This is a genomic window from Streptomyces sp. NPDC055103, from assembly GCF_053607625.1.
In genome coordinates this window covers 52,542-78,976 of sequence record NZ_JBSGTX010000012.1, presented here as the reverse complement: position 1 = coordinate 78,976, position 26,435 = coordinate 52,542, and the positions used below count along the sequence as shown (strand labels likewise).

The following is a 26,435-nucleotide window of genomic DNA, read 5'->3' as shown; positions in this document are numbered from 1 at the left end:
GGGGGTCCCGTCCGAATGCCGGACACGAGGCCTGGACTCCACGTGTGGGCTCCGTATTCTCTGCCCACGGGGCTCACGGGCCGGGGGCCCGAGCGCCGGAGGTGGTGAACAGTGACGACAGCACCGCACCGCCCCCTGCGTCCCGCCGGCACAGGGGGACCGCCGGCGCCGGTCGGCCGGGAGGAACTCCTCGCCCGGCTCGAACGCGTCCTGCATACGCGGGGCCGCGCCCTGCTCACCGGGCCCGCGGGGGTCGGCAAGACCGAGCTCGCGCTCGCCGAGGCGGGCCGCGCGGAGGCGCGCGGCGAGACCGTCCTGTGGCTCGCGACCCTGCCGTCCGACCGCGAGATACCCGGAGCCGCGGCCGCCGCGCTCGTCGCCTCCGTGGCGGCGACGGTGACCTGGCCGGCACCCGGCACGCCCGTGGCCGATCCGTCCACCTCTGACCCGCACCGCCTCGACGCACCTCCGTCCCCCGCTGGGTCGGTCCCGGCAGCACGGTCGTCCACCGCGGGAACCACCTCTGCCGGGCGGTCGGCCGCGGCGGGAACCACTGCTGCCGGGCGGTCGACGCCCGCAGGGCCGTCCCACTCGGGGCGGTCGACCCCCGCCGGACCGGCTTCCTCAGGGCACTCGGCCGCCGCCGGACCGTCCCACTCGCGGCGGTCGTCCGCCGGACAGTTCGCGCCCGGTGTGCTCGCCTCCGGGGTCTTCGACGAGCTGCCCGGCCCCCAGCGCACCGCCGTCGCCATGCTCTGCCGCGAGGCGCCGATCGACGCGGGCGGCTGGGACCCGATCGCCCTGCGCCTCGGCATCGCCCGGATCCTGCGGGCCCTCGCCTCCCCCGGCCCCGTCCTGCTCGTCGTCGACGGGGTGCAGCACATCGACGCCGACAGCGCGGACCTGCTGCGCTTCGCGCTCCATCTGGCACCACCCGCGCTGCGCGTGGTCGCCGTCGAGACGCCGGAACCGTACGGCGAGGCGCACGAGCCGGACCGCGGGGCCTTCCGCCCCGAGGACCCGCACGCCGCGCGCCTCTGGGTGCCGTCCGAGGCGGACGTCCTGCTCGTCCCCCCGCTGCACGCCGACGAGATCGCCGAACTCCTCATCCACCACCGGCTGCCCTCCCGGATGGCCGGCCGCATCCACCGGGCCAGCGGCGGCAATCCGCGGCTCGCGCTCGCCGTGGGCCGTTCGCTCGCCGACGCCCGCACCCCCGTGCACCACGCCGAGGCCCTCACGCTCTCCGGGCGCGCCCGCGACCTGGCCCGCCAGCTCCTGGGCGCCGCGCCCCTCCCCGTACGCGAGACGCTGCTGCTCGCGGCGCTGGCGCTGCGCCCCTCGGCGACCCTGGTCCGCCGGGCCGGCCGGCCCACCGCGGAGGCGGACCTGGCGGCGGCCGAGCGGGCCGATCTGGTGTCGCTCGCCGAGGACGGTTCGGTGACCTTCACCGCCGGACTGCTGCCGTCGACCCTGGTGCACGACGCCTGCTGGGCGGCGCGCAGCGCCGGGCACGCGGCCCTCGCCGAGGTCGTCGACGACCCGGTGGAGGCGGTACGCCACCGGGCGCTCGCGACCGACATCCCCGACGAGGAGCTCGCCGCCGAGGTCGCGGCCGCCGCCGACCTGGCCCGAGCGCGCGGGAACAGCGCGCTCGCCGCCGAACTGGCCATGCTCGCCGCCGAGTCGACGCCCGGCCGGCACGGTACGCGACGGATCGCCCGGCTCGTCCACGCCGCCGAGGAGGCGGCCCGGGCGGCCCGCGCCGACCTCGCGATCCGGGCCGCCACCGACCTCCTCGCCCGGGACGCCGCACCCGCCGACCGGGTCAGGGCGCGCCTCGCCGTCCTCGACACGGCCGGCCAGGGTCTCACCGGGCTCGACGAGATGTACGTGCACGCCATGGAGGACTCGGAGGGGGACACCGCGCTGCGGGCCGCCGTCCAGCTCCGGCTCGCCGTCAAGTACGTGCTCGCGGACGGCGATCCGGAGCGCTCGCGGACGGCCGCCGCCGAATCGGCCGCGCTGGCCGCCTCGATGGGTGATCCGCGCACGGCGGCGCAGGCGCTGACCGTGCAGGCGCGGATGGAGCGGGCGCTCGGCTCGCCGGACGCGGAGTCCGTGCTCGCCCAGGCACGCGCCCTGGAGCTGGCCGAGCGTCCGCTCGGAATCCGTAACGCCGCCCAGATCCTGACGATCCGTCACGCGCTCTTCGACGGGCGGCCGGCGGACGCCCGTGACGAGCTGGGCGCCCTCCTCCCGCTGGTGCAGCGGCGCGGATCGGTCGAGGACGCCATCGAACTCTTCAGCACCCTCGCCGAGATCGAGTCCCGGATCGGCCCGTGCGCGGCGGCCATCGCACACGCCGGGCAGTCCCTCGCCCTGACCCTGGAGGCGGGCCTCTCCCCCGGTCCCGCCTGGTACGCGCTGGCGCTCGCGGAGACGGCGGGCGGCAGCTTCGCGCGGGCCGCGAGCTACGCCCGCCGCAGCGTCCAGGCCTCGGAGGAGGAGGGCGACCGGGTCTTCCTCTCGCGCAGCCGGTACGCGCTCGGCCGCGTCCAGCTCGTCAACGGTGACGTGGCGGCCGCCCTGGAGACGCTGCGGCGTGTGCAGGCAGACGAGCGGGCCCAGTCGACCGTGGATCCGTCGATGCTGCGCTGGCACGAGGAGCTGGCCGAGGCGCTGCTCGCCAACGACGCCGGCGACGAGGCCCTCGCGCTCCTCGCGGAGGTACGGCCGGTGGCGGAGCGCCTCGGGCGCGGCACCGTGCTCCTCGGCTGCGACCGGGTGCACGCCCTCTGCCTGGCGGCGGAGGGGCGGACGGACGCGGCGGCCGAGCTGCTCACGGGGACGGCCGAGCGCTTCGGCCGCGCCGGGCTGCCGCTGGAGCGGGGCCGGGCGCTGATCGCGCTGGCCCGGGTGGAGCGCCGCAGACGGCGCAGGTCGGCGGCGCAGAGCGCCCTGCACGAGGCCGCGTCGGTGTTCGAGAGGGCCGGCGCTGCGCCGTGGCTGGCCCTGGCCTGCGAGACCCCGGCGGGCGCGGCGGGCGAGAGCTCCGGCGGCGGCTCGGGCGGCGAGGAGGCGCTGCCCGCGCTCTCCACGCTCACGGAGGCGGAGCTGCGGCTCGCCCGTCTTGTGGGCCAGGGCGCGAGCAACCAGGAGGCGGCGGCGAAGCTGTACCTGAGCGTGAAGACGGTGGAGGCCCGGCTGACCCGGATCTACCAGAAGCTCGACGTCCGCTCGCGCGCCCAGCTGGCTACGGCGCTCAGGCCGTAGGTGACATGAACACCGGCGCTCAGACCGTCAGGCTCGGGACCGTGACATGGACACCGGCGCTCAGACCGTGAACGGCCGCTGGCTCAGGAAGCCCGGGTCCGGGGCGCCGGTCAGGTACAGGTTCGGGCTCTGACTCGGAGGCAGCCGGCGCTGGATCGCCCGGTGGAAGTCGCGGTAACCACCCCGGAACGCGCCCTCGTCCCACACCTGGAGCAGGGCCCCGGTGAAGGCTCCGTTGACGTCGCCGTCGGCGGCGGTCTGGTTGTCCTGGCAGGCCGAGACGAGCAGGGCGTCGTGGTCCGTCCCGTCGGCGGCCGCGTCCTTGGCGAGCGAGCGCCGCAGCTCGTCCAGGAAGGCCCGGTCGCGCTCGTACAGCTCTCGCTGCTGCGGCTCGGGCAGATAGCGGCCCCGTCCGTCGTCCGTGACGCCGGGGATCTCGATGCTGCTGCCGCTGTGGCAGCAGTCGAGGAGGGCGACGATCCGTACGTCGTCGGCGAAGGCGCGGAAGGCCCGCTGCACCTCGTCGTCGAGGAACTGGCGGTCGTAGAGGACCAGGGTCTCGTCGAGGGCGTCCGGCTCGGCGTCGGTCCCGGTCTCGTCGGTCCCGGTCTCGTCGGGCACCTGTCCGCCGTGGCCCGAGTAGGTGAAGAGCAGGATGTCGCCGGTCCCGAGCCGCGCCGCGGCCTCGCCGAGGGCGGAGGTGACGTTGGCGACGGTGCCGTCCGGGGTGAGCAGGACGGTGGTCTCGAACCCCGCGGTGCGGGCGATGCGGGCCATGTCGTGGGCGTCGTTCTCGCAGGCGATCAGGGTGCCCGCCCAGCCCTCGTAACGGGCGGGGTCGACCTCGTTGAGACCGACGTGCAGGGAGAGTCCGGTGGCCATGGGGTGCCTCCTCGTACGGAGGGGAGGGGGATGCCGGGGCGACTGCCGGGGCGGCTGATCGAGTGGCCTGCCGTCCGGCGCCGAGCGCGACCCTCTCCACGCGGTACTTACATCGTATGAACCCTTCCGATCCCCCGCCCGCCCCCGCCTCCGGCGACCCGTCCGCCGGCACCCCCTCCTCGGGTGCCCGTCCCACCGGCGCCCCGTCCGCCGGCCCCGGCCCTCGCGGCGACGCGCTCGTCGACCGCACCGGATACGACGAGGCCTTCCTCGGCCCCGTCGTACCGCTCCCGCTGCCGGCCCGCGGCACGGTCGCGACGGTGATCCTGCCGTACACGCACTTCACCGTCGTCTTCCGGCCGGACCGGCGGCTCGCCGCCTCGACCGCGGTGTGCATCGAGGGGCGGGAGCTCCAGGAGGACGTCCCCCGGGACGACGTCTGGGAGTTCGACCCCCGGCTGCCCGAGGAACACCAGGCCGGCGACGCGGTCTACCGGAACAACAGTCTCGACCGCGGCCATCTCGTGCGCCGCCTCGACCCGGTGTGGGGAACGCCGGCGGTGGCGGCGCGGGCCAATACCGACACGTTCCACTTCACCAACGCCGCGCCGCAGGCGGACGTCTTCAACCAGGGCAAGCAGCTCTGGCAGGGCCTGGAGAACTACCTCCTCGACCACGCGGCGGAGTTCGACCGGAAGCTGACCGTGCTCACGGGGCCGGTGCTCCACGACTCCGACCCGCCGTACCGGGGGATCCAGGTGCCGCTGCGCTTCTGGAAGGTGGCCGCGTTCCTCCAGGACGGGGTGCTCGCCTCCGCCGCGTACGTCCTCGACCAGAGTCCCGACCTGAGCCGGGACGCCGAGCGCGCGCTCGCGGGGGCGACGGCGGGCGCGCCGCCGCCGCTGGGTCCCTTCCGCACGTACCAGGTGCCGGTGGCGGACATCGCCGAGATCACGGAGCTGGAGTTCGGGCCGCTGCCGGACGTGGACGTGCTGCCGCCGGCGCGCGGGCCGGAGGACCGCTGGCGGCGCCTCGAGTCGTACGGGGACATCGTGCTGCACCCGTGACCCCGGTTCACGTGCCGCACGAACCCCTGCGCGGCTGTTCTCCCGCCCGCCCCGACCAGCGATTGCGACCGGTACCGCCCGGTGAAACGATGAGGAGGACCAGCCAGTTCGCCGGACAGGTGCGGTATGCCGCTCACCGAGACGGAGTGGGGGCTCGTCGCCAGTTGGGTACGGGCCCATCTCCTGGACACACCGGAGCCACGGGAAGGTCTGCTGCGCGCGGGGCTGCCCGCCGATTTCGTCCAGGACCTGCCGCTCACCCCTGACCCCGACCGCAACGCCCTGCTCGTGGTCGGGGCGGCCCGCCGGGACATCGCCCACCAGCGCCGGCTGCTCGCGGTCCTCTCCGGGCTCGACGCGCTGGCCGCGATCGACGATCCGCACGCCTTCGAGCAGGGCGCGGAGGCCCGGAACCTCCTCACCCGGCTCCGGGAGGACGAGCGGCTCGACCGCTCCCCGCAGGACCCGTTCCACAGCCTGCTCCTGAAGCACGGCACGGAGGCCTTCCTCGACCGGTCGGAGCTGCGCGAGAAGCTCCGGGGCTTCCTGGCCGACCCGGAGCAGACGGTCCTGGTCGTCGACGGCCCCCCGGACAGCGGCCGCTCCTACACGTACGAGCTCATCCGCCATCTCGGCCAGCACTGCGGCTTCCGGCCGGTACGGGTCACCCTGTCCCGCACGTCGACGGCGGCCCGGCTCATGGAGCGCCTCGCCGCCTTCGTCGCGCGTCCCGGAGTCGAGGCCGACGCCGTCTCGTTGAACCCGACACGGTTGAACGATCCACTGCCCTCGTACGAGGACGCCGCTCACCGGATCGTCGGGCGGGCGACCGCCGCCGAGGAGAGCTTCTGGCTCGTCCTCGACGACTGCGACCGGCTCGACCCCAACTCGGACGTGTGGGACTGCATCGGCGTCCTCGCCCGGGCGGTCTACGAGCACACTCCGGTACGGAAGGAGACCGTGCCGCGCCTGGTCCTCCTCGGCTACTCGACGGCGATGCGCCAACTCCCGTACGAGATTCGGAAGAACGAGTGCCGTGACACCACACGCCTGCTGGACGAGGGGGATGTCCGGGCCTTCTTCCGGGAGTTCTTCGGCGAGTTCGCCGCCGCGTCGCCGGGCTCCCCTGCCGCACCCGGCTCCCCGCACGAGTCGGCCGAGCCCACCGACGACATCGTCCGCGACCTCACCGAGACGGCCGTGTCCGAGGTCCTGTGCGCCGTCGACCGCCCCGGGGCGGAGGACAGTTACATGCGCCGGTTGTGCACGGCCGTGGAGGATGTCGTACGGCTCCACCGGGCGTTCCCCCCGCTGCCGCCCTCGCCGGCACCCGGGGATGCCGGCCATCAGCTGCGCGACGCGCTGCGCACGAGCCTCGCGGCGCCTGTTCCCGCCCTGCCCGGCCTGCGCAGGTCCTACCGCGAAGCAGCCTGTCTGCTGCAGGAGTTCGACCCTGCGATGCTGCGGCTCCCCGGCGAGGAACTGTCCACGGGACGGGCGGTCCTGGAGCTCGTCGACGACTGCGCGGCCCTGCCCTCGCCCGATGCCACGGTCTGGACGCTGACGCCCGAGATCCGCGAGACGACCCTCGCGGGCCTCGCGGGACCCGAAGCCGCGCTGCGCGCCCTGCGGAGCAACATCGGGCTGCGCCCCGAGGGCCCCGGCCCTGAGCGCACCGCCCTCGCCCTGCTCACCGGCGCGAGCCCCCTCGACGGCGCCGGCGGCGCCGACGCCGACGTCCTCTGCGACACCCTCCAGGCCGTCCTCTGGCTCAGCCGGGTCCCCGGCGTCACCGGTCTGCCCGCCGTCGACGACGTCCAACACCGTCTGGAGGAGGCCCGACTGCTCCAGCCGATGCACCGACTCCTCCAGGGGACCTTCCACGGCCGCGCCGCCGAACTCGACTCCCTGCGCACCTATCTCGCGCTTCCCGAGGAGCCGGCGGAACCCCCCGTCCTCATCCACGGCGTCGGCGGCATCGGCAAGAGCATGCTGCTCGCCAGGTTCCTCGTCGACGCGCTGACCGCCGCCGCCCCCTCCCGATTCCCCTTCGCCTACCTCGACTTCGAGCGTCCCACGCTCTCCATCCACGAACCGGCCACCATCATCGCTGAGATGGCGCGGCAGCTCGGCATCCAGCACCCCGGACACCGCGCCGCCTTCGACGCCCTCGCGGACGAGTGCGAGCGGACGGCGGCGGTCCAGCGCGGCGAACGCAACGAACTCGACGAGCTCCACCTGCTCTCCACCACGCGGGCGACGATCGGTCGTGACTACTCGGCGGACTTCCACGCCCGGGCGAGCGCCCGCGAGCAGGAGCTCGCCCGCCGGGTGGCGGCCCTCGTCGCCGAGGCCGTCCGGCCCCCGCCGGGCGGGTCGGCCCCGCCCCTCCTGATCGTCATGGACTCCTTCGAGGAGGCCCAGTACCGGGGTTCGCCGGTGATGGGCCGTATGTGGGCGATCTGGACGGCGCTGCGCGCCGCGTACTCGCGCCTGCGCTTCGTCGTCGCCGGCCGCGCGCCCGTCGACCACCCGGCGCGCGTCCTCACCCCCCGGACGATGGAGCTCACCGAGCTGGACCCGGAGGCCTCCGTCGACCTGCTGATGTCGTCAGGGGTCGAGGACGAGACGGTCGCCGAGAGCCTCGTCGACCGGATCGGCGGCCATCCGCTCAGCCTCAAGCTGGCCGCCCGTACGGCTGTCGCCCTGGGCGGCGGCTCCGCCTCCCTCGGCGAGCTGCTGCGCGGACTCCCGTACCGGCGGCGCTACTTCGACCGGCAGGTCGACCAGATGCTCATCCAGGGCACGCTGTACGACCGTATCCTCAAGCACATCGCGGAGGACGACGTCCGGGCCCTGGTCCAGGCCGGCCTCGCGCTCCGCTTCATCACCCCCGACCTCGTCCGGCACGTCCTGGCCGGACCGGCCGGGCTCCGGGTCGACACCCCGGCGGAGGCCCGCCGCCTCTACGGGCTGCTCACCTCGCGGGTCGACCTGATGGAGCCGGCCGGCCCGGGGGCCATCCGGCACCGGACCGACCTGCGGGCCATCATGCTCCGCCTGTCGGACCGCGCGCGGACCGATCTGATGCGGGCCGTCGACCGGAGCGCCGTCGCGTACTACACGGTCCGCGAGGGGCCGAAGGACCGCGCGGAGGAGATCTACCACCGGCTCCGGCTCGGCGAGAACCCCCGTACCGTGGAGGCACGTTGGCAGACGGGCGTCGCGGCCCACCTGGGCGGCACGACCCACCGCGAGATGCCGGACCGGTCGGCCGCCTTCCTCCTCGGCCTGATCGGCGGGCACGTCCCCGACCAGATCATGACCGGGGCCGACCAGGCGGACTGGGAGCGGATCGCCGCGCGCGAGGTCGAGGACCTGCTCACCCAGGGGTACGTGGAGGCCGCGGCACAGCGGCTGTCCGAACGGCGCCCGTGGACACCGTGCAGCCGGCTCCACGCACTGCTCGCGGAGACCCTCGCCCGCTCGGGGCGGGGCAAGGAGGCGCGCGAGGGTGCCGAGCGGGCCGTCGACGAGGCGGCGCGGGCGGGCTGCGCGGAGACCCAGCTCGAACTGCTCCAGCTGTCGGCGCGGCTCGCGCAGGACGCCGGAGACTTCGCCGACGCGGACCGCGACCTCCAGGAGGCCGAGGAGATCGCCGCCGGCCTCGGCCTGCGGTACGAGTCCCTGGGCGTCCTGGTGGCGCGGTCCCGGCTCGCGGCCCTGGCGGACGGTGACGCCGCTCCCGCGGAGGCACGGCTCGCCCGCACCCTGCGCGGGATGCCCGACGCCGAGCTGGCCCGGCAGCCGTCCCTGGCCCGCACGGCGGCCGCCACGGCCTGCCGGGCGGATCCCCAGCTCCTGGAGCACACGCTGCGGCTCGTGGGACTCCCGGCGGACGAGGACGCCGTCGTGGGCGAACTGGCCCACTGGATCGACACGACGATGACCGACGAGCCCCGCCTGCGCGAGCCGCTGGCCCGCATCCTGGACGCGGCGGCCGGCGAACCCCCGCACGCGGGGACGGCGACGGGCGGGCTCCGCATGGGGCACGAGCGGATCGAATGGGCCCTGCGGGAGGCGCGGCGGCGCGGCACCCTTGACAGCGTCGCCCGGCAGGCGCTCGCGCTCCGCGACGGCAGCGGCGACCTGCTCCTGGGCGTCGCCTCCGCCATGGACGCGGGACCGGGCCCGCCCGGCCCCACCCCCCACAGCCCCGCCCCACCCCCTCCCTACGCACCCTCTCCCGACGGCCCTTCCCCTCCCCCGCCCCCGCCCGGACGGACCGTTCCCGGCCGCCCCCTCCCCGACGCCGCGACGGGCTCCTGGGCGATTCCCCGCGCGGCCGCACGTCCCCGGCGCGGCAGCGTCGGCCTGTGGACGCAGCCGCCGCCCGACGCCGCCGGGGCCGCGCTCCGCAAGGAGCCGTTCCTGCCCCAGGACGAGCTCGTCCGGGTCCGCAACGCCGCGATGGAGGCGGGGCTCGCCGACCGGGCGCTGCGCCCCGCGCTGCTCAAGGGGATCCCGGCGCACTTCACGGCCACCCTGCAACAGCTGAGCGACCCCCTGCACCAGACCCACGCCGACCTGAACGCGATGAACCAGGTCGAGCGCCTCATCGACGGCCTGGTCCCGCTGGAGATCTGGCTGCACAACGCCATCGAGCACACCCACGAGCGGGGCCCGCGCGCCGTCCTGCAGGGCGCCCTCGACACCGTGGCCCGGGAGATCACCGGCGAGGCGGCCCTCCCGGCGGACATGATGCCCGGGGAGCTCAAGGAGGAGATCGTCCTCCAGGACGACACCGTGCCGTACGAGTTCCTCCACGGCGGCATCCGGGCCGGCGCCTCCGTCGCCCTGCTGAGGATCCCGCCGTACGAGTCGGGGGCCCCGCTCCTCCCTTCGTACCCGCACGGCGGCACGGGGTGGATGGTCGCGCCCGGGTTGCTGATCACCAACCACCATGTGGTGATGGCCCGTTCGTGGGAGTCGGGGGTCCGGCCGTTCGTGAGCGACGAGGACCTTCGGCTCCAGGCGCTGATGTCCCGCTCGCGCTTCGACTTCGTCGAGAACGCATCGGCCTCGCCCGAGGTGACCGCCGGTGAACTCGCCGCCTGGGACGAGGCGCTCGACTACGCCATCGTGCGCCTGGCCGCCGAACAGGCGCCGAGGCCGACGCTCAAGGTCGCCACCCGGCCGCTGCTCGTCCGGGAACGCCAGCGCGTCCCGGTCAACATCATCCAGCACCCGGGCGGTCTGCCGAAGCGGGTCGCCCTGCGCAACAACCTGGTCTACCGGGCGGACGAGCGCGACATCCTGTACTTCACCGACACGCGCGGCGGCTCGTCCGGCTCCCCCGTCTGCCTCGACGACTGGACGGTCGTGGGACTGCACCGGGGAACTCAGAAGGTGGACGAGGTCGAGTTCCAGGGCGGGAAGACGCAGTTCGTGAACGTCGGCACCCAGATGAGCAGCATCATGGCCCATCTGCGGGAGTCACGACCTGACTTGTACGACGAGATCGTGGCCGGTCAGTCGGGGCGGCCCGCCCCGACGGCACGGACGCACGGGTAGCCGAGGTGAGTGACCATGGCGAACGGAGCACGGAGCGGAGCACGAAGCGGGGCGCTGGGCGGGTCGCCGGTCGCGACCGGGCCCGAGCAGATCTTCGGGGACCTGCGGGAGGTCGCCGCACGTGTCCGGGCGGATCTGGAGGCGGAGATCGCCGAGTCGTCACTGGAACTCCCCGCCGCCGTGGCGCCCGCGGCCGAGATCTCCCGCTTCGCGCGTGACGAGCGGGCGCGGGTCCTGGAGGCCGGGGCCAGCGGGCTGGAGAAGCTGGCGGCGCACCGCGAGGACGAGATCGAGGAGGACGAGGCCTTCGGTGTGGAGGCGATCGTCCTCCTCCAGGGTCGTCCCGCGATCCTGGTCCAGCGCCAGGACTTCGCGTCGCAGCGGGACGAGTGGGCGGTCCTCGACGGACACCGGGCCGCCATCCGGGAGTCCTTGGCCCGGGTCGGCCGGATCGAGGTCACCGGCCATCCCAGCCTGGACTGGATCGGCACGGGCTTCCTCGTCGGACCACGCGCGGTGATGACGAACCGTCATGTTGCGGCGGAGTTCAGCCGGTTCGAGGCCGACCGAGACCGATGGTCGTTCGCCTTCGGGATGTCGGCGCGGGTGGACCCGGCGGAGGAGCTCCCTCTGGCCGACGCCGGGGACGTGGACCCGGCCGCGCCTCCGGCTCCGCCCTCCGCCACGTACGAGATCACGGAGATCATCGGCATCCATCCGGACGTCGACATGGCCCTGTTGCGGATCGAGCCCGCGGTCTCCGACGGGCTGCCCACCCCGCTCGCGGTCGCCGCCGACGCCCCCGCGAGCCTGCCGGGCCGCCCGGTGTACGTGATCGGCTACCCGGCCTGGGACGGGCGGCGCAACGAACCCGAGTCGATGAGCCGGATCTTCATGGACGTGTACAACGTGAAACGGCTCCAGCCGGGCGCGGCCACCGAGTTCACCCCCGGCAGCCTCGTGATGAAGCACGACTGCTCGACGCTGGGCGGCAACAGCGGTTCCCCGGTCTTCGACCTCACCGACCACCGCGTGCTGGGCCTGCACTTCGGCGGCCGCTACCGCAGCGGGAACCTCGCGGTCCCGCTGTGGGAGCTGGTCGACGACCCCCTGCTCGCGCGGGCGGAGGTCAACTGGGTCTAGGGACTGTCGTCCTAGGAGGCGCTCTTCACGACGGCGTACAGCCCGCGGACGGTGCTCCCGTCCGGCCGCAGCCACTCGGCGGTGACGCCCCCGAGCTCCGGGGCGCCGTCCGAGTCGCCAGAGTCGCCCGCTCGCAGCACGCGCTGCACGCACAAGGCCAGTTGACCGCTCTCACCAGCGGACGTCCGCACGACCACCTCGGTGTGGTCGGCGGCGTCCGCGACCCGTACGAGCTCCGCCTCGCCGCCCGCACCCTCCGCGGTGCCCCCGGCGAGGAAGGCGGAGACGGTGAGGTCGGGCGTGTCGTTCACGGACTGGGCCTGCGCCACCGCGCTCCCCCGCACCAGGGCGTACAACTGCGCGACGAGCACGGGGTCGTGGGCGCCGTCGTAGATCCAGCGCGTGCCCAGGACGCCGTGCTCGGACGTACCGATGAGGGCATGGTCGGCACCCGCCAGCGGGGCGTCGCGGTAGGTCATGGGCACCAGGTACGCGGCGGCCCCCTCCTCCGTCCCGTCGGTCACCACCATGAACTCGATCCCGACCTCGCCGGCCGGGTCGTCGAGCCGGAACCCGCCGGCCCTGGCCGGGCTCGGCCCGCCCTCCCGGCCGGTGTACCAGTCACGGGTGGGCAGCCACGAGGCGAGCAGCTCCAGCTTGGTGGGCTGCATCGTGGTGTGGTGGATGACGGCCATCGTGCGACTCTTCCTCTCGACCGGGCGAACTCACAGGCCAACGGAACCTAACAGACGGCTCCCAGGTCGCCGTGCGGGCCCGCGCCGCCGGACCTAGCCTGGGAGGTGGAGTGTCGTCCCCGGCCGCCAGGAGGCCCGCCGTGAGGTACTCATCCAGCCGTCGGCGGCGCGTCTGTGCCGGTGCCGCGGCCCTCGGGATCTTCGCGGCCCCGCTGAGCGCGGGCGCGGCCGTCGCCACCGAGCCCCCGGGCCCCGCCGCTTTCGTGACGTCCTCCGCGGCCGCCCCTTCGGCGGAGAGCGACTTCCCGGAGCTCACCCCGGCCGTCGCCGCCGAACTGGACAAGGCGATCCAGGACGTGAGGCGGGACGCGAACGTGCCGGGCGTCATGGTCGCCCTGTCGGCGCCTGGCAAGGGCACGTACATCCGGTCCTTCGGCGAGGCGGACACGGAGACCGGCGCGGCCATGAGTCCCGGCCTCTACATGCGGATCGGCAGCGAGACCAAGACGTTCACGGTGACCGCCGTGCTCGAACTGGTCGACGAGGGCAAGGTCGGCCTCGACGACCCGATCTCCGACTACGTCGACGGCGTGCCGAACGGCGACAAGATCACGCTGCGCCACCTCGCGGCCATGCGCAGCGGACTCTTCAACTACACGGCGGACGAGGACTTCTACAAGGCCCTCACCACGAACCCCGACCGCCCCTTCACACCGCGGCAGTTGCTGGACTACGCGTTCGACCACCCGGTGGAGTTCCAGCCGGGCGAGGAGTTCCAGTACTCCAACACGAACACGGTCCTGCTCGGTCTCGTCGTCGAGAAGGCCGGAGGCATGCCGCTGCACGAGTACGTCCAGAAGAAGGTCGTCGAGCCGGCGGGCCTGCGGCACACCGTCTTCCCGACGGACGCCGCCTTCCCCAGGCCGCACGCCCATGGCTACACCGAGCAGACCGCGTCCGGCGAGATCGAGGACGCCACCGACTGGAACCCCTCCTGGGGCTGGGCGGCCGGCGCGATGATCTCGAACCTCCAGGACATGCGCACCTGGGCCAAGACCGTCGCCACGGGCACGCTGCTCACCGCCGAGACGCAGGCCGAACGCGTCAGGGTCTATCCGACGTCCACCGGCGGCGACGGGTACGGACTCGGCATCTTCAACATCCAGGGCTGGATCGGCCACAACGGCTCCCTGCCGGGATACCAGTCGCTGACGATCTACCTGCCCGAGGCGGAGGCGACCCTCGTCGTGCTCCTGAACACCGACGTCACGAAGGACGGGGTCGCGCCCAGCACCCTCTTCGGGAAGGCCGTCACCGGCGTCGTGACCCCGGACCACGTCTACGACATCCCGCTCCCGGCGTCTCCGCCGAGCCCGGAATCCCCGTCGAGCCCGTAGTACCCCTGCACGACGGCCCGGACTTCGTCGAGCAGCGCGGGGCCGTCCTGCGGCACGGGCGGCTTCCCGCTCGCCGGCCTGATGTCCAGGAGCTGTTCGCCGGAGAGGGCGAACACCACCCGCCGCAGCCCCGCGAGGCGGATGACGGGCTCACACATCCCGCAGGGCTCGCAGCTGGTGTACATCGTGGTCTCCGCCGCCGTCGCCGCGTCCAGCTCGCGCGCGGCCCAGCGCGCCAGCTTGAGCTCCGGGTGCGCGGTGATGTCCCGTTCCGTGAGGGTGGTGTTGTACTCCTCCGCGAGGACCGTCCCGTCCGGTGCCGCGAGCAGCGAGCCGAAGGGCGGGTCGCCGCCGTCCTTCGCCTTGGCCGCGAGGGCGATGGCCCGGCGAAGGAGGATGTGGTCGTCGTGCGTGATCACGCGAGGGCTCCGTTCAGTGGTGGGGGGCGTCAGCGGTGGTCAGGGACGCCGGCGGTGGGAGAGTGGTCACTCGTGGGAGAGGGACAGGTGTCCGGCCACGGCGGCGAGGGCCTGCCAGGCCTTCTCCGGGTGGTGCGTCTCGCTCGGTTCCCCGGTGTACGGGTCGAGGACGACGGATTCGGCGCCGAGCAGCCGCAGTTGGTCGAGGTCGTCGAGGATCTGGTCGATCGTGCCGTGCCCCGCGATCCGATCCGCCCCGGTGACCGGCGCCGTGGTGACCTGGAGGGCGATCCGAGGAGCCAAGGCGGGCACGGGGAGCCGCAGTTCGGCCGCGGCGGCCGCCAGCCGGTCGGCGCCCTCGCGCAGCCACGGCACGGTCCGGCGCAGCGGGTGCCACGCGTCCCCGAGCCGTACGGCCCGAAGCATTCCCGCGTCGCTGTTGCCGCCCACCCACACCGGGATCCGGCGGCGCCCGTAGTCCGCGGTGTTCGCCCACGCCTCCCGGACGCCCCGCAGGTGGTCGTCGGTCAGTCGGCCGCGGCGCTCGAAGGGGATGCCGAGGGCGGCGAACTCCTGCCGCGCCCAGCCCACCCCGACGCCGAGTACCAGCCGGCCGCCGCTCAACGCGTCCAGGTTGGCCGCCATCCGGGCGGTCAGCAGGGGATGGCGGTAGGGCGCGACGAGCACCGTCGTGCCGAGCCGGATCCGGGTGGTGAGGCCGGCCAGCCAGGAGAGGGTGGTGAACGGTTCGTAGAAGGGTGCCGGGTAGCGCTCGGCGACGTCGGGGGTGACGGCGATGTGGTCCGAGACCATCAGCAGGTCATAGCCCAGGCCCTCCACCGTCCGGGCACCCGCGCGCAGGACTCCGGGGTCGGTTCCGGGCCCGAAGTTGAGGATGTTGACTCCGATCTTCACGGGATCGAGGCTAGTCCGGCCCCAGGGGCCCGCTGAAGGGCTTCCCGCCTGTTCCAGGGCCCTTCTGCCGTGGATCCGCCCGTATTCTGGGCGGATGACCGAGACTCTCGACGCGACCGACTGGGCGATCCTGACGGAGGTCCGGAAGGACGGCCGGATCGCGTACACGGAGTTGGCGCGCCGGGTGAACCTGAGCGCGTCCGCGACCAAGGAGCGGATCCGGCGCCTGGAGGCCGCCGAGGTGATCACGGGGTTCCGGGCGGAGGTCGACCTGGAGCGGACCGGCTACCCGGTGCTCGCGGTGGTCCGGCTGAAGTACCCGGGGACCCGGCACGAGCCGCTGCGCCGGCTGCTCGGTGAGCGCTCGGAGTACCTGGAGTGCCTGCGGACCACCGGGGACGACTGCTACGTGCTGAAGGTGGCGGCCACGTCGATGTCCCATCTGGAGGAGCTCGTCGACGCGCTGGCGCAGTTCGGGAGCACGACCACGAGCCTCGTCCTCAGCGAGACGCTGCCGCTCCGCGGCCCGGGCGAGCCGCGCACGCCCGCGCGCCCGGCTCGCTGAGGGATCCTCCACCCACTCGCCGAGACTCCCGCCCATCCACAGGGGGGCGCGCGACCCGCCCATGTGCGCCCTCCGATTCCGACCGCGCGCTCCGCCGAACAGGGCGATCGGCGCTGGGGCCCCGCTCACCAAGATCAATAGCCTGACGTCCGGCGCGTGACCTCGCGTCTGTCGGACACGACGAGAACCTCGGCGGCTTCGTACGGACCGAGTCCTCCTGCGGCACCTGAGCACGGCCGTCGAGGTCCGCGCGCCCCACCCGAGCGGAGCGGAGGGGCGCGCGGATCGGGCGAATCGCAGGGGTACGCAGATCACGGAGATCACGGGGATCACGGGGATCACGGAGAGACCGTGGCGGCCGGGGGCGTCCACCGCCGTGTGCGGGACGGTCCGGTGGACAGGCCGTAGTCCTTCCTGAGGTGTTCGGGGACGGCGTAGTGCATGACGCGTCCGCGCGTGAGGGACGACAGTTCGAGGACCGTGGTGAGGTGGCCGAGGCGGTCCAGGGCCCACGCGCCGAGCGGGGAGCGGTCCTCGATGGTCTCCAGGACGCCGAGGAGGTGGGGGACGGCCTTCACGAGGGTGTCCCAGCGCGTGCGGGGGACGTCCAGCCAGTCGGCGCTGGTGTCGCCCACGAGGTAGCGGATGAGGGCGGAGACGACCGGATCGAAGAGGGTGCCGGGCACCACCTCCTCGTAGAGGTCGATGAGTTGGCGGGTCAGATGGACACCCTCCGGGGAGGGGCCCATGTGGCGGATCATGTACCGGTCGAGGAAGTCGCGAGCCTCGTCGAGGGACGTGGGCACGGCGTCCTGGTCGACGCCCAGCATGGCGCCGACCACGCGCCAGGCGTAGTAGTAGGCGTCCGCCCCTTCGGAGGTCATGTGGATGCCGAGGCGGTGCAGGCTGTCGAGGACGAGCAGCGAGAAGAACATCTGCCCGCCGATCATGTCCTCCTGGCAGATCGGCACCCCCGCCGTCTTACTGTCCCAGCGGTCCTCGCGCCCGAGGTGATGGCGGATCGAGGCATGCAGAAGGCGGACCTTCTGCGCGGCCGGGATGAAGCGGCTGCCCGCCTCGAAGGCGTCCGGCCGCATCAGGTAGACGGTGAACTGGCCGGTCTCCGCCATGCGTTTCGAGGGGTAGTGCAGCCCGTGGGTCGTCGACAGGAGCTTCGCGACGTGCGGGACGAGATAGCAGGCGGGCATGGAGGCGAAGGACAGCGCGGTGGAGATGTGCACGCTGTTGCCGATGAAGAACAACCGGGCCTTCTCCATCTCGCCCCAGTCGACCCGCGACGGCGGGGCGCTGGTGGCCCGGAGGTACTCCCGGGCGACGTCGGGCAGCCCGTCGTCAGCGACCGCCGCCTCCAGCTGCTCGGCGACCGGACCCAGCGCGGGGTCGACCGCCGTCAGCAGGTCGGCCTCCTGGGCGACGTACCCCCGGAGCACCGCGTCGACGCGCGACTTGAACGCGGCCGGCTCCCACCGCTCAGACGTCATCGTCGGCCGCCCGCCGTGCCAGGACGTGCCGGGCGAGTACCTCCAGGTGGGCCGGGGGCGGGGCCGTGTACCTGTCGAGCACGAGGCGTCCGCGCGCCTCCAGGTCCCGTTCGGCCTCCGCCGCCATCTCGGCGGCGTCCGATCGCCGCAACAGGCCCCGTACGGCCCCGAGTCCCGCACTCAGCGTGCTCACCGCCAGGTCCGCGACACCTGCCGCCAGCAACACCGCCCGCTGGTCGAGACCCCCGTGGGATCCCGTTTCCCGCGTCATGCCGTTCCCCCGCCCGCGGCACGTCCCGGCCGCACTCTCCCCGTCACTCCTCCCCCACCCTTACTCCGCCCGGGGGACCGGGACGGGCAAACTCACCAACGAGTGATCACCTCGCTGGGACGTACGAGAGCCCCGACCCCGCCCCCGACGAGCACGGACCCATGAACCGACGAACCGACAGCCGGTTATCACTCGATCGGCCCCAAAGCCGATCGGAGGTCGTCTCGGATCCCCCCGACGCGACCTCCGGCCTCCGGCCGCCCGCCCCTACTGTTGCCGTGATCACCATCAGGACGACGACACACGGAGGCAAGGATGACCATTCACCGTCCGGGACTGCCTGAGGACCTCCCCTCCGGCGAGGCGCTGTGGGCCCGCTGGGCACTGCTGGCCTCGATCGCCGCGACCGCCGAGGAAGAGGGGCGCCCGAGCGGCTGCCGCACCGGCCGCTGGATCGACGAGGAGGGCCTGCATCACGACGACGCCGGCTGCACCTGGTGGACCATGTCCCGGATGGGCGAGGGCCGGTTCGTGCTCTACGGCGAGGACGAGTCGAGCGGGGTCAAGTGGCACAAGCCGCCGATCGACATGCTGGCGGGCGGCCCGGACTGGCTCCCGTACGAGGAGCTGCGCGACCGGCTCGAGGGCTACGAGCTGGGCTGCGTCTACTGGTACGAGAACGGGGCCTGGGCCCGCGCGCCGTACCCCGACGACCTCGGCGACGACGGCCTGGACTGCGGCATGAGTGACGTCGCCGACCGGGACCGAGCGCTGCGCGCGCTGGCGGACCACGTCGACGTCGCCTCCGGCGGGCCGAGCGCGGACACTCTGCTGGCCGCGGCCGAGGCGCACCGGCTGGAGCCGGGTCAGCTCCTGGAGCGGCTGCGCCCCCTCACCACGGACCACGAGCCGCGGGACCTCCCGGCCGTCCTCAGGGCTCTCGCCCTGGCGGGCCTCACCGGCCAGGCTGCACCGGTCAGGGGAATCCTCGGGGGACACCGGCCGGCGACGGGCCTATCGTCGGAATCATCGCCGTACTGACGATCCGAACGATCCGAACCCAGGGCGTCAGCCCTGCAGAGACCCCTCGGAGCCACTCAGCATGTCCAAGATCCTTTTTGTGATGACCGGCGCCGACCACTGGACGCTCGCCGACGGAACCGAGCACCCCACCGGCTTCTGGGCCGAGGAGGCCGTGGCACCGTACGAGGCGTTCCGGGCGGCCGGCCACGAGGTCGTGGTCGCCACCCCGGGCGGCGTCGTCCCGACGGTCGACCGGGGCAGCCTCGCACCCGAGGTCAACGGCGGTCAGGAGGGCGCCGACAAGGTCGCCGCGGCCCTCGACTCCCTCACCGAGTTGCGGCACCCGATCGCGCTGGAGGACGTGGCCCTCGACGACTACGCGGCCGTCTTCTACCCCGGCGGCCACGGCCCGATGGAGGACCTCGCCGTCGACGCGACCTCGGGCCGGCTCCTCGTCGACGCCCTCGACTCGGGCAAGCCCCTCGCCGTCGTCTGCCACGGCCCCGCCGCCCTGCTCGCCGCCACGAGGACCGACGGCACCAACGCCTTCGCCGGCTACAAGGTCGCGGCCTTCACCAATGACGAGGAGACCCAGGGCGGCCTCGCCGACAAGGCGAAGTGGCTCCTGGAGACCCGACTGGTCGAGGCCGGCGTCGACGTCCAGGTCGGCGAACCCTGGGTCCCGAACATCGTCGTCGACCGCAACCTCGTCACCGGCCAGAACCCGTCCTCCTCCGCCCCGCTCGCCACCGAGGTCCTCAAGAAGATGCCCTGACGCTCCCGGCCTTGAGCCCGCCGAGCGGTCGAGGCGAGTGGACCCCTCATCGCTCCCGATCCCAGCCTCGGTCCCGCTCCCGGTGGCCAGTCCCCGGAAACGAATCAGGGGCCGCTTCAGATTCCTCTGAAGCGGCCCCTGATCTGCGACTCTTTCGAGTCGGGACGACAGGATTTCAACCTGCGACCCCTTGCAGCCTGCGGAGACGGGTCGACCAGCGGGAGTCGAGGACCCTGCCGACACGTCCCCTGCCCGCCGCGCGGCAGGCGGTCCGACCGCTCCCGGAGCCGTCGGACCGCCCGCGCCCCCCGCACGCCTACGAGGTACGCTCCTCCGCCCGGTCGAAGACCAGGCCCGAGGACGTCTCACCGCGCCCCGGGCGGGCGCGCCGCGCGGTCCACAGCACGCCCCGCCCGTCGCGGGTTCGCGCGTACTGGTGGGAGCGGGTGAGCCGCACGCCCTCACGCGGCACCTCCTCCGCGTACAGGTCGTATGCGTTGGGCAGGCCCGGCGCGAGCAGCCGCCCGAGCGGGAGCCGCGGCGTGCCGTCGGGTCCGTCGAGGTGGCCGAGCCTCAGGAGGTACGTGCCGGGGCGCGGTTCCCGCGGAAGCAGCGGGAACCAGTGGTCCGGCACATCGGTCATCAGCCGGTAGACGGCGGTGCTGCCCGCCACGGCCGGCGCCGGATGCTGTACCGGAGCCGTACGGGAGCGGTCGAGGGAGCCGCCCACCGGTGTCGGCACTCGGCGCTCCACCGCCCAGGCCTGATTGGCGCCCTCGTCACGAGCGAGCAGCACCTCCTCGACGGGCTCGCCCTCCAGGCCGCCGACGGTCACCGGCGGCACGAAGAGCCCCGCGCGCCGACCGCCGTCCTCGGTGCTCAGCCGGTGCACCGACCAGTGGGCGTCCCCGTTGCCGGTGCCGGGGGCGGGCAGCAGTGTCGGGCCGCCGAGCTCCGAGCTGAACGTGTCCCCGACGACCACCGAGGTGAGGGTCGTGAGGGAGCCGACCGGCACCTCCAGCGGCACCAGGTACCAGTCGTTGCCGTACACCGTGGCGAACTCGGCGACCAGCATCCGCGCCAGGTCCGACGGTGCCGCCTCGACCCCCCCGAGGTCCACCCGGGCGTCCTCGAACTCCCAGTACCGGCGCGCCGGCATGCCCGGGAAACGCACCGGCGCGGGGAACGTGGTGCTCAGCAGTGTCTCCCGCGCGGCGGGAGACTCCAGCCCGGTGTCCCCGCCCGCCGTGAAGTCGATCCAGTCGAGGCTGCCGCCCTGGTAGGCGGAGCCGGTGAGCGTCGTCTCCCGGCCGGCCTCGGACAGGCCGACCGAGAAGCGGTGTTCGAGCCGCTGGGCGTCCCACGCGGGCTCTCCCTCGGCGGCGGTGAGGTGCCGCTCGTCGTACCAGGCGAGCCAGGCGCGGAACACGTCGTACGCGGCCGGGGGCAGCCCCCAGCCCGGCTCCTCCGGCGTGGGCGCGGAGGCGTGGAGGCTGAACGCGAGGGCGTGTCCGTCCGGGACCCGGCCGCGTAGCACCGACAGGAAGCGGTCCGTGGCCGCGTCGACCGCGCCTTCCTCCCCGGTGAGACCGAGCGGGAAGTCGTCCAGGATCATCGCGACGGCCTCGGCGAGGGGTTCGGCCGGCAGCCCGGCCGAACGCAGCAGCCGCAGCAGGTGCTGACCGGCCTCCGCGCCCGACCGCAGGTCGGCGGAGGTGGCTCGGCGCCCCGGGGGCTCCGCCTCCACCAGCGCCTCCAGGGGCGTGGCGCCGTCGTAGTCGGTGCCGGCGCCTGCCGCGGGGCCGGGCCGGAAGCGGGTGATCCGGTCGGCGTGGCCACGGACCCGCACCCATACGGGGGTTCCGGCGTCGTCGCCGAGGAATTCGCCCAACTGCCATTGCCGGGCCAGCATCCAGGCGGGGTCGTGCACCTGGCCCTCCAGTGAGGGCCGCAGGTCGCCGGTGCGGGCACGGGGTTCGAGCCGGGTCCAGCTGGTGATCGAAGACATGGTGCCTACCTCGGGAGGCCGCGGGTGAAGTCGGTGGCGACCGCGTCCTCGACGCGGGTGTTCATGGCGAGGAGCGTGGCCGGGGCGAGCTGGCCGATGTCGGCGACGGCCGTCGGACTGTCCGGGTGCAGGGCCTCGTGGTCGACGGCCCGCAGGCGCGCCAGGTCCAGGGCCGCCTCGACGGTCGCGCCGAGCAGTTCGGGCGACCAGGTCGGGGACGCGTCCGGCGGGACGGCGAGCAGCACCGTCTGCGGCGGCGCTGCATCCGGCGCGTCGATGTGCAGGGCGACGCCCGTCGTCTGGCGGTCGCGCGGGACGACCTCCGTCCACTCGTCGACGACGAGCCCCCGGAGGCGCCCCGACAGGACTGCCTCCGGGTCGGCGGGGACGCTGTCCGGGGCGCCCGGCGCGTGCAGGACCAGGGACAGGCGCGGGCCCTGGCCAAGACCGGTCGGGGAGGGCAGGGCCGCCCAGCGCTCGGCGCGTTCCGGGTCGTCCGACACGGTGTACGGGGCCTGGGCGACGACCGCGGTGAGCGCGTCGCCGCTCTCCAGCGCCTCCGCGTAGCCCAGCGACGTGACGAGCCGCTCCACCCCCCGCCGCACCCGGCCGAGCCGGGTCAGCCAGCCCGCCGGGGCGTGCGGATCACCGGCGAGCAGTGTGTCGGCGTGTGCCAGGGATTCGGTGAGCGGCCCCGGCGGCGGCGCCGCGAAGCCGGGCAGCAGCACGAGCTCGGTGCCCAGCAGCGCCGTCAGGGCTTCACGCGCCCATGCGCCCGGCGGCATCGCGCCCTCGGCACGAGCCGCGTCGAGTGCGGACAACAGGCCGAGCCGGCGGCTCAGTTCGGGCGTCACCGCCGCCGCGAGAGCGTCGAGGAGCGCCGCGTGCTCGGCGAGCCGCTCCGGCGTGGCGCCCGGCCGCGGCCGCAGCGGCGGGGCGGCCGCCGGGATGCCCACCAGGTTGGCCGTGACCAGGCCCCGGTGCAGCAGCTCGACCCTGGTCGCGACCGGCGTGTCGGCCGGCGCCGCGAGATCGGCCACGGCGCGCCGCACGACCTCGCGCACCGCGACGGCACGCGGTTCCAGAGCCGGATCGTCCGGCACCGCCTCGGGCCCCTCCGGGGCCCCTTCGGGCAGCACCAGATCGCCCGGACGCAAGGGCCGGGCGCTACGGATCAGTTCGCGCGCCGCGCGGGCCGTCTCCAGGAGCGGCCCGATCCCCTCTTCGCCGGCGGGCACGGCGACGGGCCGCGGCGCGTCCGGCTCGATCGCGGCCAGCACGTCGTCGGCGTGCTGCAGCAGGTGCCGCTCCAGATCGGACCCTGGGAGCGCCTCGGGGTCCAGGCCGAGTGCCGGCCAGTCCAGCGGGGACAACCGGATCCCGGCGAGCGGTACGGGCCGGGTCGTTCCGTCCGCGAGCCGGACGGTATACGTGACGGTGGCGGGCGCCGGCAGCAGCGCGGTCAGCCAGGCGGCGAGCGCGGGTTCGGCGAGGGCCCGCGTCTGCGTGAACGCGTCGTTCGCCCAACCGCCGCTCCCCGCCCCCCACTCGGAGCCGTCGTCCGTCCCCGTACCGGAACCGTCGCCGGCGCCGTCGTCCGGGAGGTCCCCGCTGTCGGGGGGCCCACCCGGCCCGTCGCCCGAGTTGTCGCCGGAGCCGTCGTCCGCCGGTGGCAGGACGACGATCGGCGGTGTGTCCCCGGCGCCGCCGTCACCGGGGTCGACGGCCGCGAGCGTCAGGGCCGTGGTGGGGGCCGTGGCCGTCGCTTCGGGGAGCAGGACGATCACGCGGTGGGTGATCGCGTCGCCCGCGCGCGGGGTGCGGAGGGATTCGAGCTCCGGCGGCGGGGCCTCGCCGTTGCCCATGGCATCCAGGGTGGCTCCGGCGCGCAGGGGGTTGCCCTGGGCGGCCTGGTGGACGCCCTCCACGAGGAGTGCGTCGGCGACCGCGTCGACCGCGTCGTCGAGGCCGTCGAGAACGGCCTTCAGCGCGGCAAGCTCCGCCGTGGCGTCCGCCGGGACGCCGACGTCGCGGACCAGGTCGAGGCGGCCCGCGGCGCGACGCCGGTGCAGCCGCAGGCCGTCGACCACGTCGTGCGCGGCAATCGTCTCGCTGACGGTGCCGTCGTGGTGGACGTGGGTCGCCGTCGTCGGGGCAAGCTCACGGAACCGGTCCGTCCAGGACGGCAGGGTCCCGATCGGATCGTCCTGGAGGGCCCGCTCGAAGCGGTAGCCGAGGAGCGCGCCGAGCGGTTGGCCCTGTCGGACACCGTCGAGGATCCACGCGGCCGTGCGGGCACGCTCCGACGGCAGGTCGATCGCGGTGGGCGCGTCGGGCACGTCGCCGTGGGCCCGCTGAGCGGCACGCAGCACCGCGGCCGTGGTGGCCTGGGCGAGCGACGGCGCGTGGATCGGGCCGGCCATGTCCGCCGCCTCGTACAGGGTCCACGGCTTCGAGGTGCCGGGGACGGCCAACGGGTCGGTCCGCTCGCCCTCGGGGCGACGCTCCGGCGGCACCGTGGCCGGCTGCGCGGTGCGCGGTCTCACGTCGAGCAGCCAGCCGTATCCGCCGAGGTGGCAGCCGTACGGGTACGGGGAGCCGGGCCTGCGCAGCCAGGCGAGCCGCCGGGTGGCGAGCGAGGTGATCCACGCGTCGAGGCGGTGCGAGGTGGCGTCCAGGTTCTGCGCGAGCAGCCGTTCCAGGTCTTCGACGGGCAGCGGCGCCAACGCCTTGAGGGCGTCCATCGTCTGGTAAAGGGGCTGGAGTTCGGGCCGGTTCCTCGCCTCCGGGGCCCACAGGTACGCGTCGACGGTGCCGCCGCCGCCCGGCCGGATCCGCTTGGCACGCCGCCACACGGTCGCCGTACGGTCCTCCGCGTCGGTGTCGATCAGCTCGGGCTCACGGCGCTCCGTCGGGCCGGTGCCGAGCACGAGGTCCACGGCGCGCCCGTACTCGGCGAGCAGCGAGTGGCGGGCGAGCCGGTAGAGCAGCGGCGTCGCGAGCGCCTGGGCTGCCGCGTCACCGCCCGCCGCGCCGAGGTCGTGCCACCAACGGGACCAGGGCAGGTTCTCCCGCTCGGCGGTCCCCGGCACCCGTGCCCACGCGGGCGGGGTGAGCGGGTCGGCCAGCGCCGCCAGGTACTGGGCGGGGGTGCCGCCGGGCGTTCCCACGGGGGCGTCCGTCCACGGATGGTCCAGGGGCCAGGCCTTGTTGGCGTACACGACCCGCCCGGGGCCGAACTCCCAGGCGGGCAGCCTGAGCCGGGCCGTGAGGTCCCGGACGTGACCGGTGAGCCCGGTCCGCCACTCGTCGTTGAGGCTGAGCGGGCCGAACCGCCACAGCGCGGCCACGTAGTCGGTCCCGACGGCGCTGCGGGCGTGCAGCCGGCGGGCGGTCGGGGCCATGCCCAGGATCTCGGCGACCGTGCGTTGCCCGGCGGCGCCGCGGGTGATCCTCGGCACGGCGTTCGGGTCGGCGGCCGACGGCGCCCAGATCCGGTCGCGCAGCGTCCGCAGGAAGCCGGGGACGGCCGGGTCGAGGCGCAGCGTTCCCAGGCCGGTGCCTTCCAGGTCGGCCCAGCGGTCCAGCGGCAGCACCGGCAGGATGCCGTACGGCTGGCTGCCGACGCGCAGGGCGGGCAGCGGCCCGCCCGGCCGCAGGTGGCGGCGGGCGTGTTCGCGGGCACCGCGCACCGTGTCCTCGGGGAAGCGGTCCTCGCCGAACTGGCTCAGGTAGTAGCCCCATGTCGCCCCCCACAGAGCGGTGGCCATGTCCCGTGCGGCGGCCTGGTCGCGGCGGCGCGCGTCCCGGGCGCGGGCCAGCGGCGCCGGGCCGCCGGTCGCCCCGGTCAGCGGCAGACCGAAGGCCTTGGAGAGGACCACCGCGTTGGCGTCCGCGTCGGTCGGCGCGCTGTCGGCGTGCCGCACCTGGTACGCCTCGCGGTGGGCGGGGTCGCGGCGGCTGTACCGGGACGTGGCCGTGGCCGTGTTGTTGGAGGGTGCGCCCGGCGGCACGTAGCCGAGGCCGCGCGTGTAGTAGTGCGCCTCGATGAGGGCGCTCAGCTCGGCGGTGGCGGCGGTCGGCTCGTCCTCCAGGACTCCGTACGCGAACAGCGCGGCGTAGCCGGTGCCACGGGGCAGTCGCACGGCCATGCCGACCGCCTCGGCGGCGGCGAAGTCGACGAGCCAGCGGGTGGCCTCGTCGGTGGGCGGGGCCGCCGGGTCGAGTTCCTCAAGGTCGGCCGTGGGCGCCGGGCCGACCGGCAGCGGACCGCCCGCGACGCCGCCCACCCTGGCGGTGACGCGCGTGACGGCCGGCGCCGCCGCGTCCTGGGGGTGACCGACCACGTACCAGCGGCTGGGCAGGGCACGGGCGACCGGTCGGCGCGTCCAGCTCGCCTCGCGGTGCTCGCCGGGCGCCGGGAACTCGGGTTGCGCGTCCGCGTCGCCCATCCCCGGCTGGTCCATCGGGTTGAGGGGTTCCATGGTGCGGGCGATCCACGCGGCCCGCTCGTCGCCGAACCGGTCGGCGACCTCGCCCCATGCGGCCTTCTCACCCGGCGCGTCGCCGCGCGCGGCCCAGATGCCGCGCCAGTAGCGGCGCCCGTACTCCTCCTCGTCGGCGGTGAGCAGCGCCTCGTGCGTGTCGATGTGGATCTCGTCCGGGTAGATGCGGACGAGCAGTTCGGTGGCGGTGAACCGGGTCTCCAGCCGGACGGGCAGCAGAACCACGGGCAACGCGGTGGGCAGGGTCCAGGCGGGAGGTGGAGGCGTGGTCATCTGGGTCCGTCCAGGTGGCGTGCGAAGGTGGGCGGCTGAGCCGCGCGGTACGAGTGGGGGCACGGGACATGACGGGTGGGGCCGGTCTCCGCGCGGAGGCATCCGGCCGCCCCCGCCCCCGCGACCGGGACGCCCCGCCCGGCCA

Annotated in this window: 16 protein-coding genes; 8 read left to right on the top strand and 8 right to left on the bottom strand. The window is 74.4% G+C overall.

Translation table 11 applies throughout. The annotated features are described in order from the left end of the window. Positions 1-111: 111 nt before the first annotated feature. On the top strand, positions 112-3,276 hold the full coding sequence (locus tag ACWFR1_RS10685) for a LuxR C-terminal-related transcriptional regulator (RefSeq protein WP_453548890.1): 3,165 nt from the start codon (positions 112-114) through the stop codon (positions 3,274-3,276). Positions 3,277-3,336: 60 nt separating this feature from the next. Here the strand turns inward: ACWFR1_RS10685 and ACWFR1_RS10680 are convergent, their stop codons facing one another. Continuing rightward, a complete protein-coding gene (locus tag ACWFR1_RS10680; RefSeq protein WP_453548888.1) occupies positions 3,337-4,158 on the bottom strand; it encodes a caspase family protein in 822 nt (273 codons plus the stop codon). A gap of 116 nt (positions 4,159-4,274) precedes the next feature. Here ACWFR1_RS10680 and ACWFR1_RS10675 point away from each other — a divergent pair, with 116 nt between their 5' ends. The 3 genes from ACWFR1_RS10675 to ACWFR1_RS10665 all read left to right on the top strand — a co-directional run bounded on the left by ACWFR1_RS10675 (position 4,275) and on the right by ACWFR1_RS10665 (position 11,942). Beyond that, positions 4,275-5,225 (top strand): DNA/RNA non-specific endonuclease, encoded by a 951-nt coding sequence (locus tag ACWFR1_RS10675; RefSeq protein ID WP_453548886.1) that lies wholly within the window; start codon positions 4,275-4,277, stop codon positions 5,223-5,225. Between the two features lie 126 nt (positions 5,226-5,351). Beyond that, positions 5,352-10,799 (top strand): trypsin-like peptidase domain-containing protein, encoded by a 5,448-nt coding sequence (locus ACWFR1_RS10670; RefSeq protein WP_453548884.1) that lies wholly within the window; start codon positions 5,352-5,354, stop codon positions 10,797-10,799. A 15-nt stretch (positions 10,800-10,814) separates the two neighbouring features. Continuing rightward, positions 10,815-11,942, top strand: coding sequence for a trypsin-like peptidase domain-containing protein (locus tag ACWFR1_RS10665; RefSeq protein ID WP_453548881.1), 1,128 nt, complete (start codon positions 10,815-10,817; stop codon positions 11,940-11,942). 11 nt (positions 11,943-11,953) lie between these two features. Here ACWFR1_RS10665 and ACWFR1_RS10660 read toward each other — a convergent pair whose 3' ends face one another. Next, positions 11,954-12,637 (bottom strand): maltokinase N-terminal cap-like domain-containing protein, encoded by a 684-nt coding sequence (locus ACWFR1_RS10660; RefSeq protein ID WP_453548879.1) that lies wholly within the window; start codon positions 12,635-12,637, stop codon positions 11,954-11,956. A gap of 140 nt (positions 12,638-12,777) precedes the next feature. On the opposite strand from ACWFR1_RS10660, the gene ACWFR1_RS10655 reads away from it, so the two are divergent. Beyond that, positions 12,778-14,034 carry a serine hydrolase domain-containing protein gene (locus ACWFR1_RS10655; RefSeq protein ID WP_453548877.1) on the top strand — a complete coding sequence of 419 codons (1,257 nt, stop codon included), beginning with the start codon at positions 12,778-12,780 and terminating at the stop codon, positions 14,032-14,034. Here ACWFR1_RS10655 and ACWFR1_RS10650 read toward each other — a convergent pair. Together ACWFR1_RS10650 and ACWFR1_RS10645 are read right to left on the bottom strand one after the other, a co-directional pair. Beyond that, positions 13,977-14,453: a nucleoside deaminase gene (locus ACWFR1_RS10650; protein WP_453548875.1), complete on the bottom strand. Its 477-nt coding sequence runs from the start codon at positions 14,451-14,453 to the stop codon at positions 13,977-13,979. The genes ACWFR1_RS10655 and ACWFR1_RS10650 overlap by 58 nt on opposite strands. 66 nt (positions 14,454-14,519) lie before the next feature. Beyond that, complete coding sequence (locus ACWFR1_RS10645) at positions 14,520-15,368, bottom strand: LLM class flavin-dependent oxidoreductase (protein ID WP_453548873.1); 849 nt, start codon at positions 15,366-15,368, stop codon at positions 14,520-14,522. Between the two features lie 94 nt (positions 15,369-15,462). Here ACWFR1_RS10645 and ACWFR1_RS10640 point away from each other — a divergent pair, with 94 nt between their 5' ends. Next, the gene (locus tag ACWFR1_RS10640; RefSeq protein WP_453548871.1) at positions 15,463-15,933 is read left to right on the top strand and encodes an Lrp/AsnC family transcriptional regulator; all 471 of its coding nucleotides are present in this window, start codon (positions 15,463-15,465) and stop codon (positions 15,931-15,933) included. Between the two features lie 338 nt (positions 15,934-16,271). Here ACWFR1_RS10640 and ACWFR1_RS10635 read toward each other — a convergent pair whose 3' ends face one another. Both ACWFR1_RS10635 and ACWFR1_RS10630 read right to left on the bottom strand, forming a co-directional pair. Continuing rightward, entirely contained in the window at positions 16,272-17,435 is a 1,164-nt protein-coding gene (locus ACWFR1_RS10635; protein WP_453548869.1) for an oxygenase MpaB family protein, read from the bottom strand. Then, a complete protein-coding gene (locus ACWFR1_RS10630) occupies positions 17,425-17,706 on the bottom strand; it encodes a polyprenyl synthetase (RefSeq protein WP_453548867.1) in 282 nt (93 codons plus the stop codon). The genes ACWFR1_RS10635 and ACWFR1_RS10630 overlap by 11 nt, the downstream gene beginning before the upstream one ends. 315 nt (positions 17,707-18,021) lie before the next feature. Between ACWFR1_RS10630 and ACWFR1_RS10625 the strand changes: the two genes are divergently transcribed. Both ACWFR1_RS10625 and ACWFR1_RS10620 read left to right on the top strand, forming a co-directional pair. Then, positions 18,022-18,747: a hypothetical protein gene (locus ACWFR1_RS10625; protein ID WP_453548864.1), complete on the top strand. Its 726-nt coding sequence runs from the start codon at positions 18,022-18,024 to the stop codon at positions 18,745-18,747. A gap of 61 nt (positions 18,748-18,808) precedes the next feature. Then, positions 18,809-19,504: a type 1 glutamine amidotransferase domain-containing protein gene (locus tag ACWFR1_RS10620; protein WP_453548862.1), complete on the top strand. Its 696-nt coding sequence runs from the start codon at positions 18,809-18,811 to the stop codon at positions 19,502-19,504. 316 nt (positions 19,505-19,820) lie between these two features. Here the strand turns inward: ACWFR1_RS10620 and ACWFR1_RS10615 are convergent, their stop codons facing one another. Together ACWFR1_RS10615 and ACWFR1_RS10610 are read right to left on the bottom strand one after the other, a co-directional pair. Continuing rightward, positions 19,821-21,512 carry a hypothetical protein gene (locus ACWFR1_RS10615; RefSeq protein ID WP_453548860.1) on the bottom strand — a complete coding sequence of 564 codons (1,692 nt, stop codon included), beginning with the start codon at positions 21,510-21,512 and terminating at the stop codon, positions 19,821-19,823. A gap of 5 nt (positions 21,513-21,517) precedes the next feature. Further along, complete coding sequence (locus ACWFR1_RS10610) at positions 21,518-26,290, bottom strand: hypothetical protein (protein ID WP_453548857.1); 4,773 nt, start codon at positions 26,288-26,290, stop codon at positions 21,518-21,520. Between the last annotated feature and the right edge of the window lie 145 nt (positions 26,291-26,435).

What these genes read in the sequence shown, in the direction of transcription:
- ACWFR1_RS10680 (WP_453548888.1), bottom strand. Translation starts at nt 4,158, where the DNA reads ATGGCCACCGGACTCTCCCTGCACGTCGGTCTCAACGAGGTCGACCCC.
- ACWFR1_RS10675 (WP_453548886.1), top strand. Translation starts at nt 4,275, where the DNA reads ATGAACCCTTCCGATCCCCCGCCCGCCCCCGCCTCCGGCGACCCGTCC.
- ACWFR1_RS10670 (WP_453548884.1), top strand. Translation starts at nt 5,352, where the DNA reads ATGCCGCTCACCGAGACGGAGTGGGGGCTCGTCGCCAGTTGGGTACGG.
- ACWFR1_RS10665 (WP_453548881.1), top strand. Translation starts at nt 10,815, where the DNA reads ATGGCGAACGGAGCACGGAGCGGAGCACGAAGCGGGGCGCTGGGCGGG.
- ACWFR1_RS10660 (WP_453548879.1), bottom strand. Translation starts at nt 12,637, where the DNA reads ATGGCCGTCATCCACCACACCACGATGCAGCCCACCAAGCTGGAGCTG.
- ACWFR1_RS10640 (WP_453548871.1), top strand. Translation starts at nt 15,463, where the DNA reads ATGACCGAGACTCTCGACGCGACCGACTGGGCGATCCTGACGGAGGTC.
- ACWFR1_RS10635 (WP_453548869.1), bottom strand. Translation starts at nt 17,435, where the DNA reads ATGACGTCTGAGCGGTGGGAGCCGGCCGCGTTCAAGTCGCGCGTCGAC.
- ACWFR1_RS10630 (WP_453548867.1), bottom strand. Translation starts at nt 17,706, where the DNA reads ATGACGCGGGAAACGGGATCCCACGGGGGTCTCGACCAGCGGGCGGTG.
- ACWFR1_RS10625 (WP_453548864.1), top strand. Translation starts at nt 18,022, where the DNA reads ATGACCATTCACCGTCCGGGACTGCCTGAGGACCTCCCCTCCGGCGAG.
- ACWFR1_RS10620 (WP_453548862.1), top strand. Translation starts at nt 18,809, where the DNA reads ATGTCCAAGATCCTTTTTGTGATGACCGGCGCCGACCACTGGACGCTC.
- ACWFR1_RS10615 (WP_453548860.1), bottom strand. Translation starts at nt 21,512, where the DNA reads ATGTCTTCGATCACCAGCTGGACCCGGCTCGAACCCCGTGCCCGCACC.
- ACWFR1_RS10610 (WP_453548857.1), bottom strand. Translation starts at nt 26,290, where the DNA reads ATGACCACGCCTCCACCTCCCGCCTGGACCCTGCCCACCGCGTTGCCC.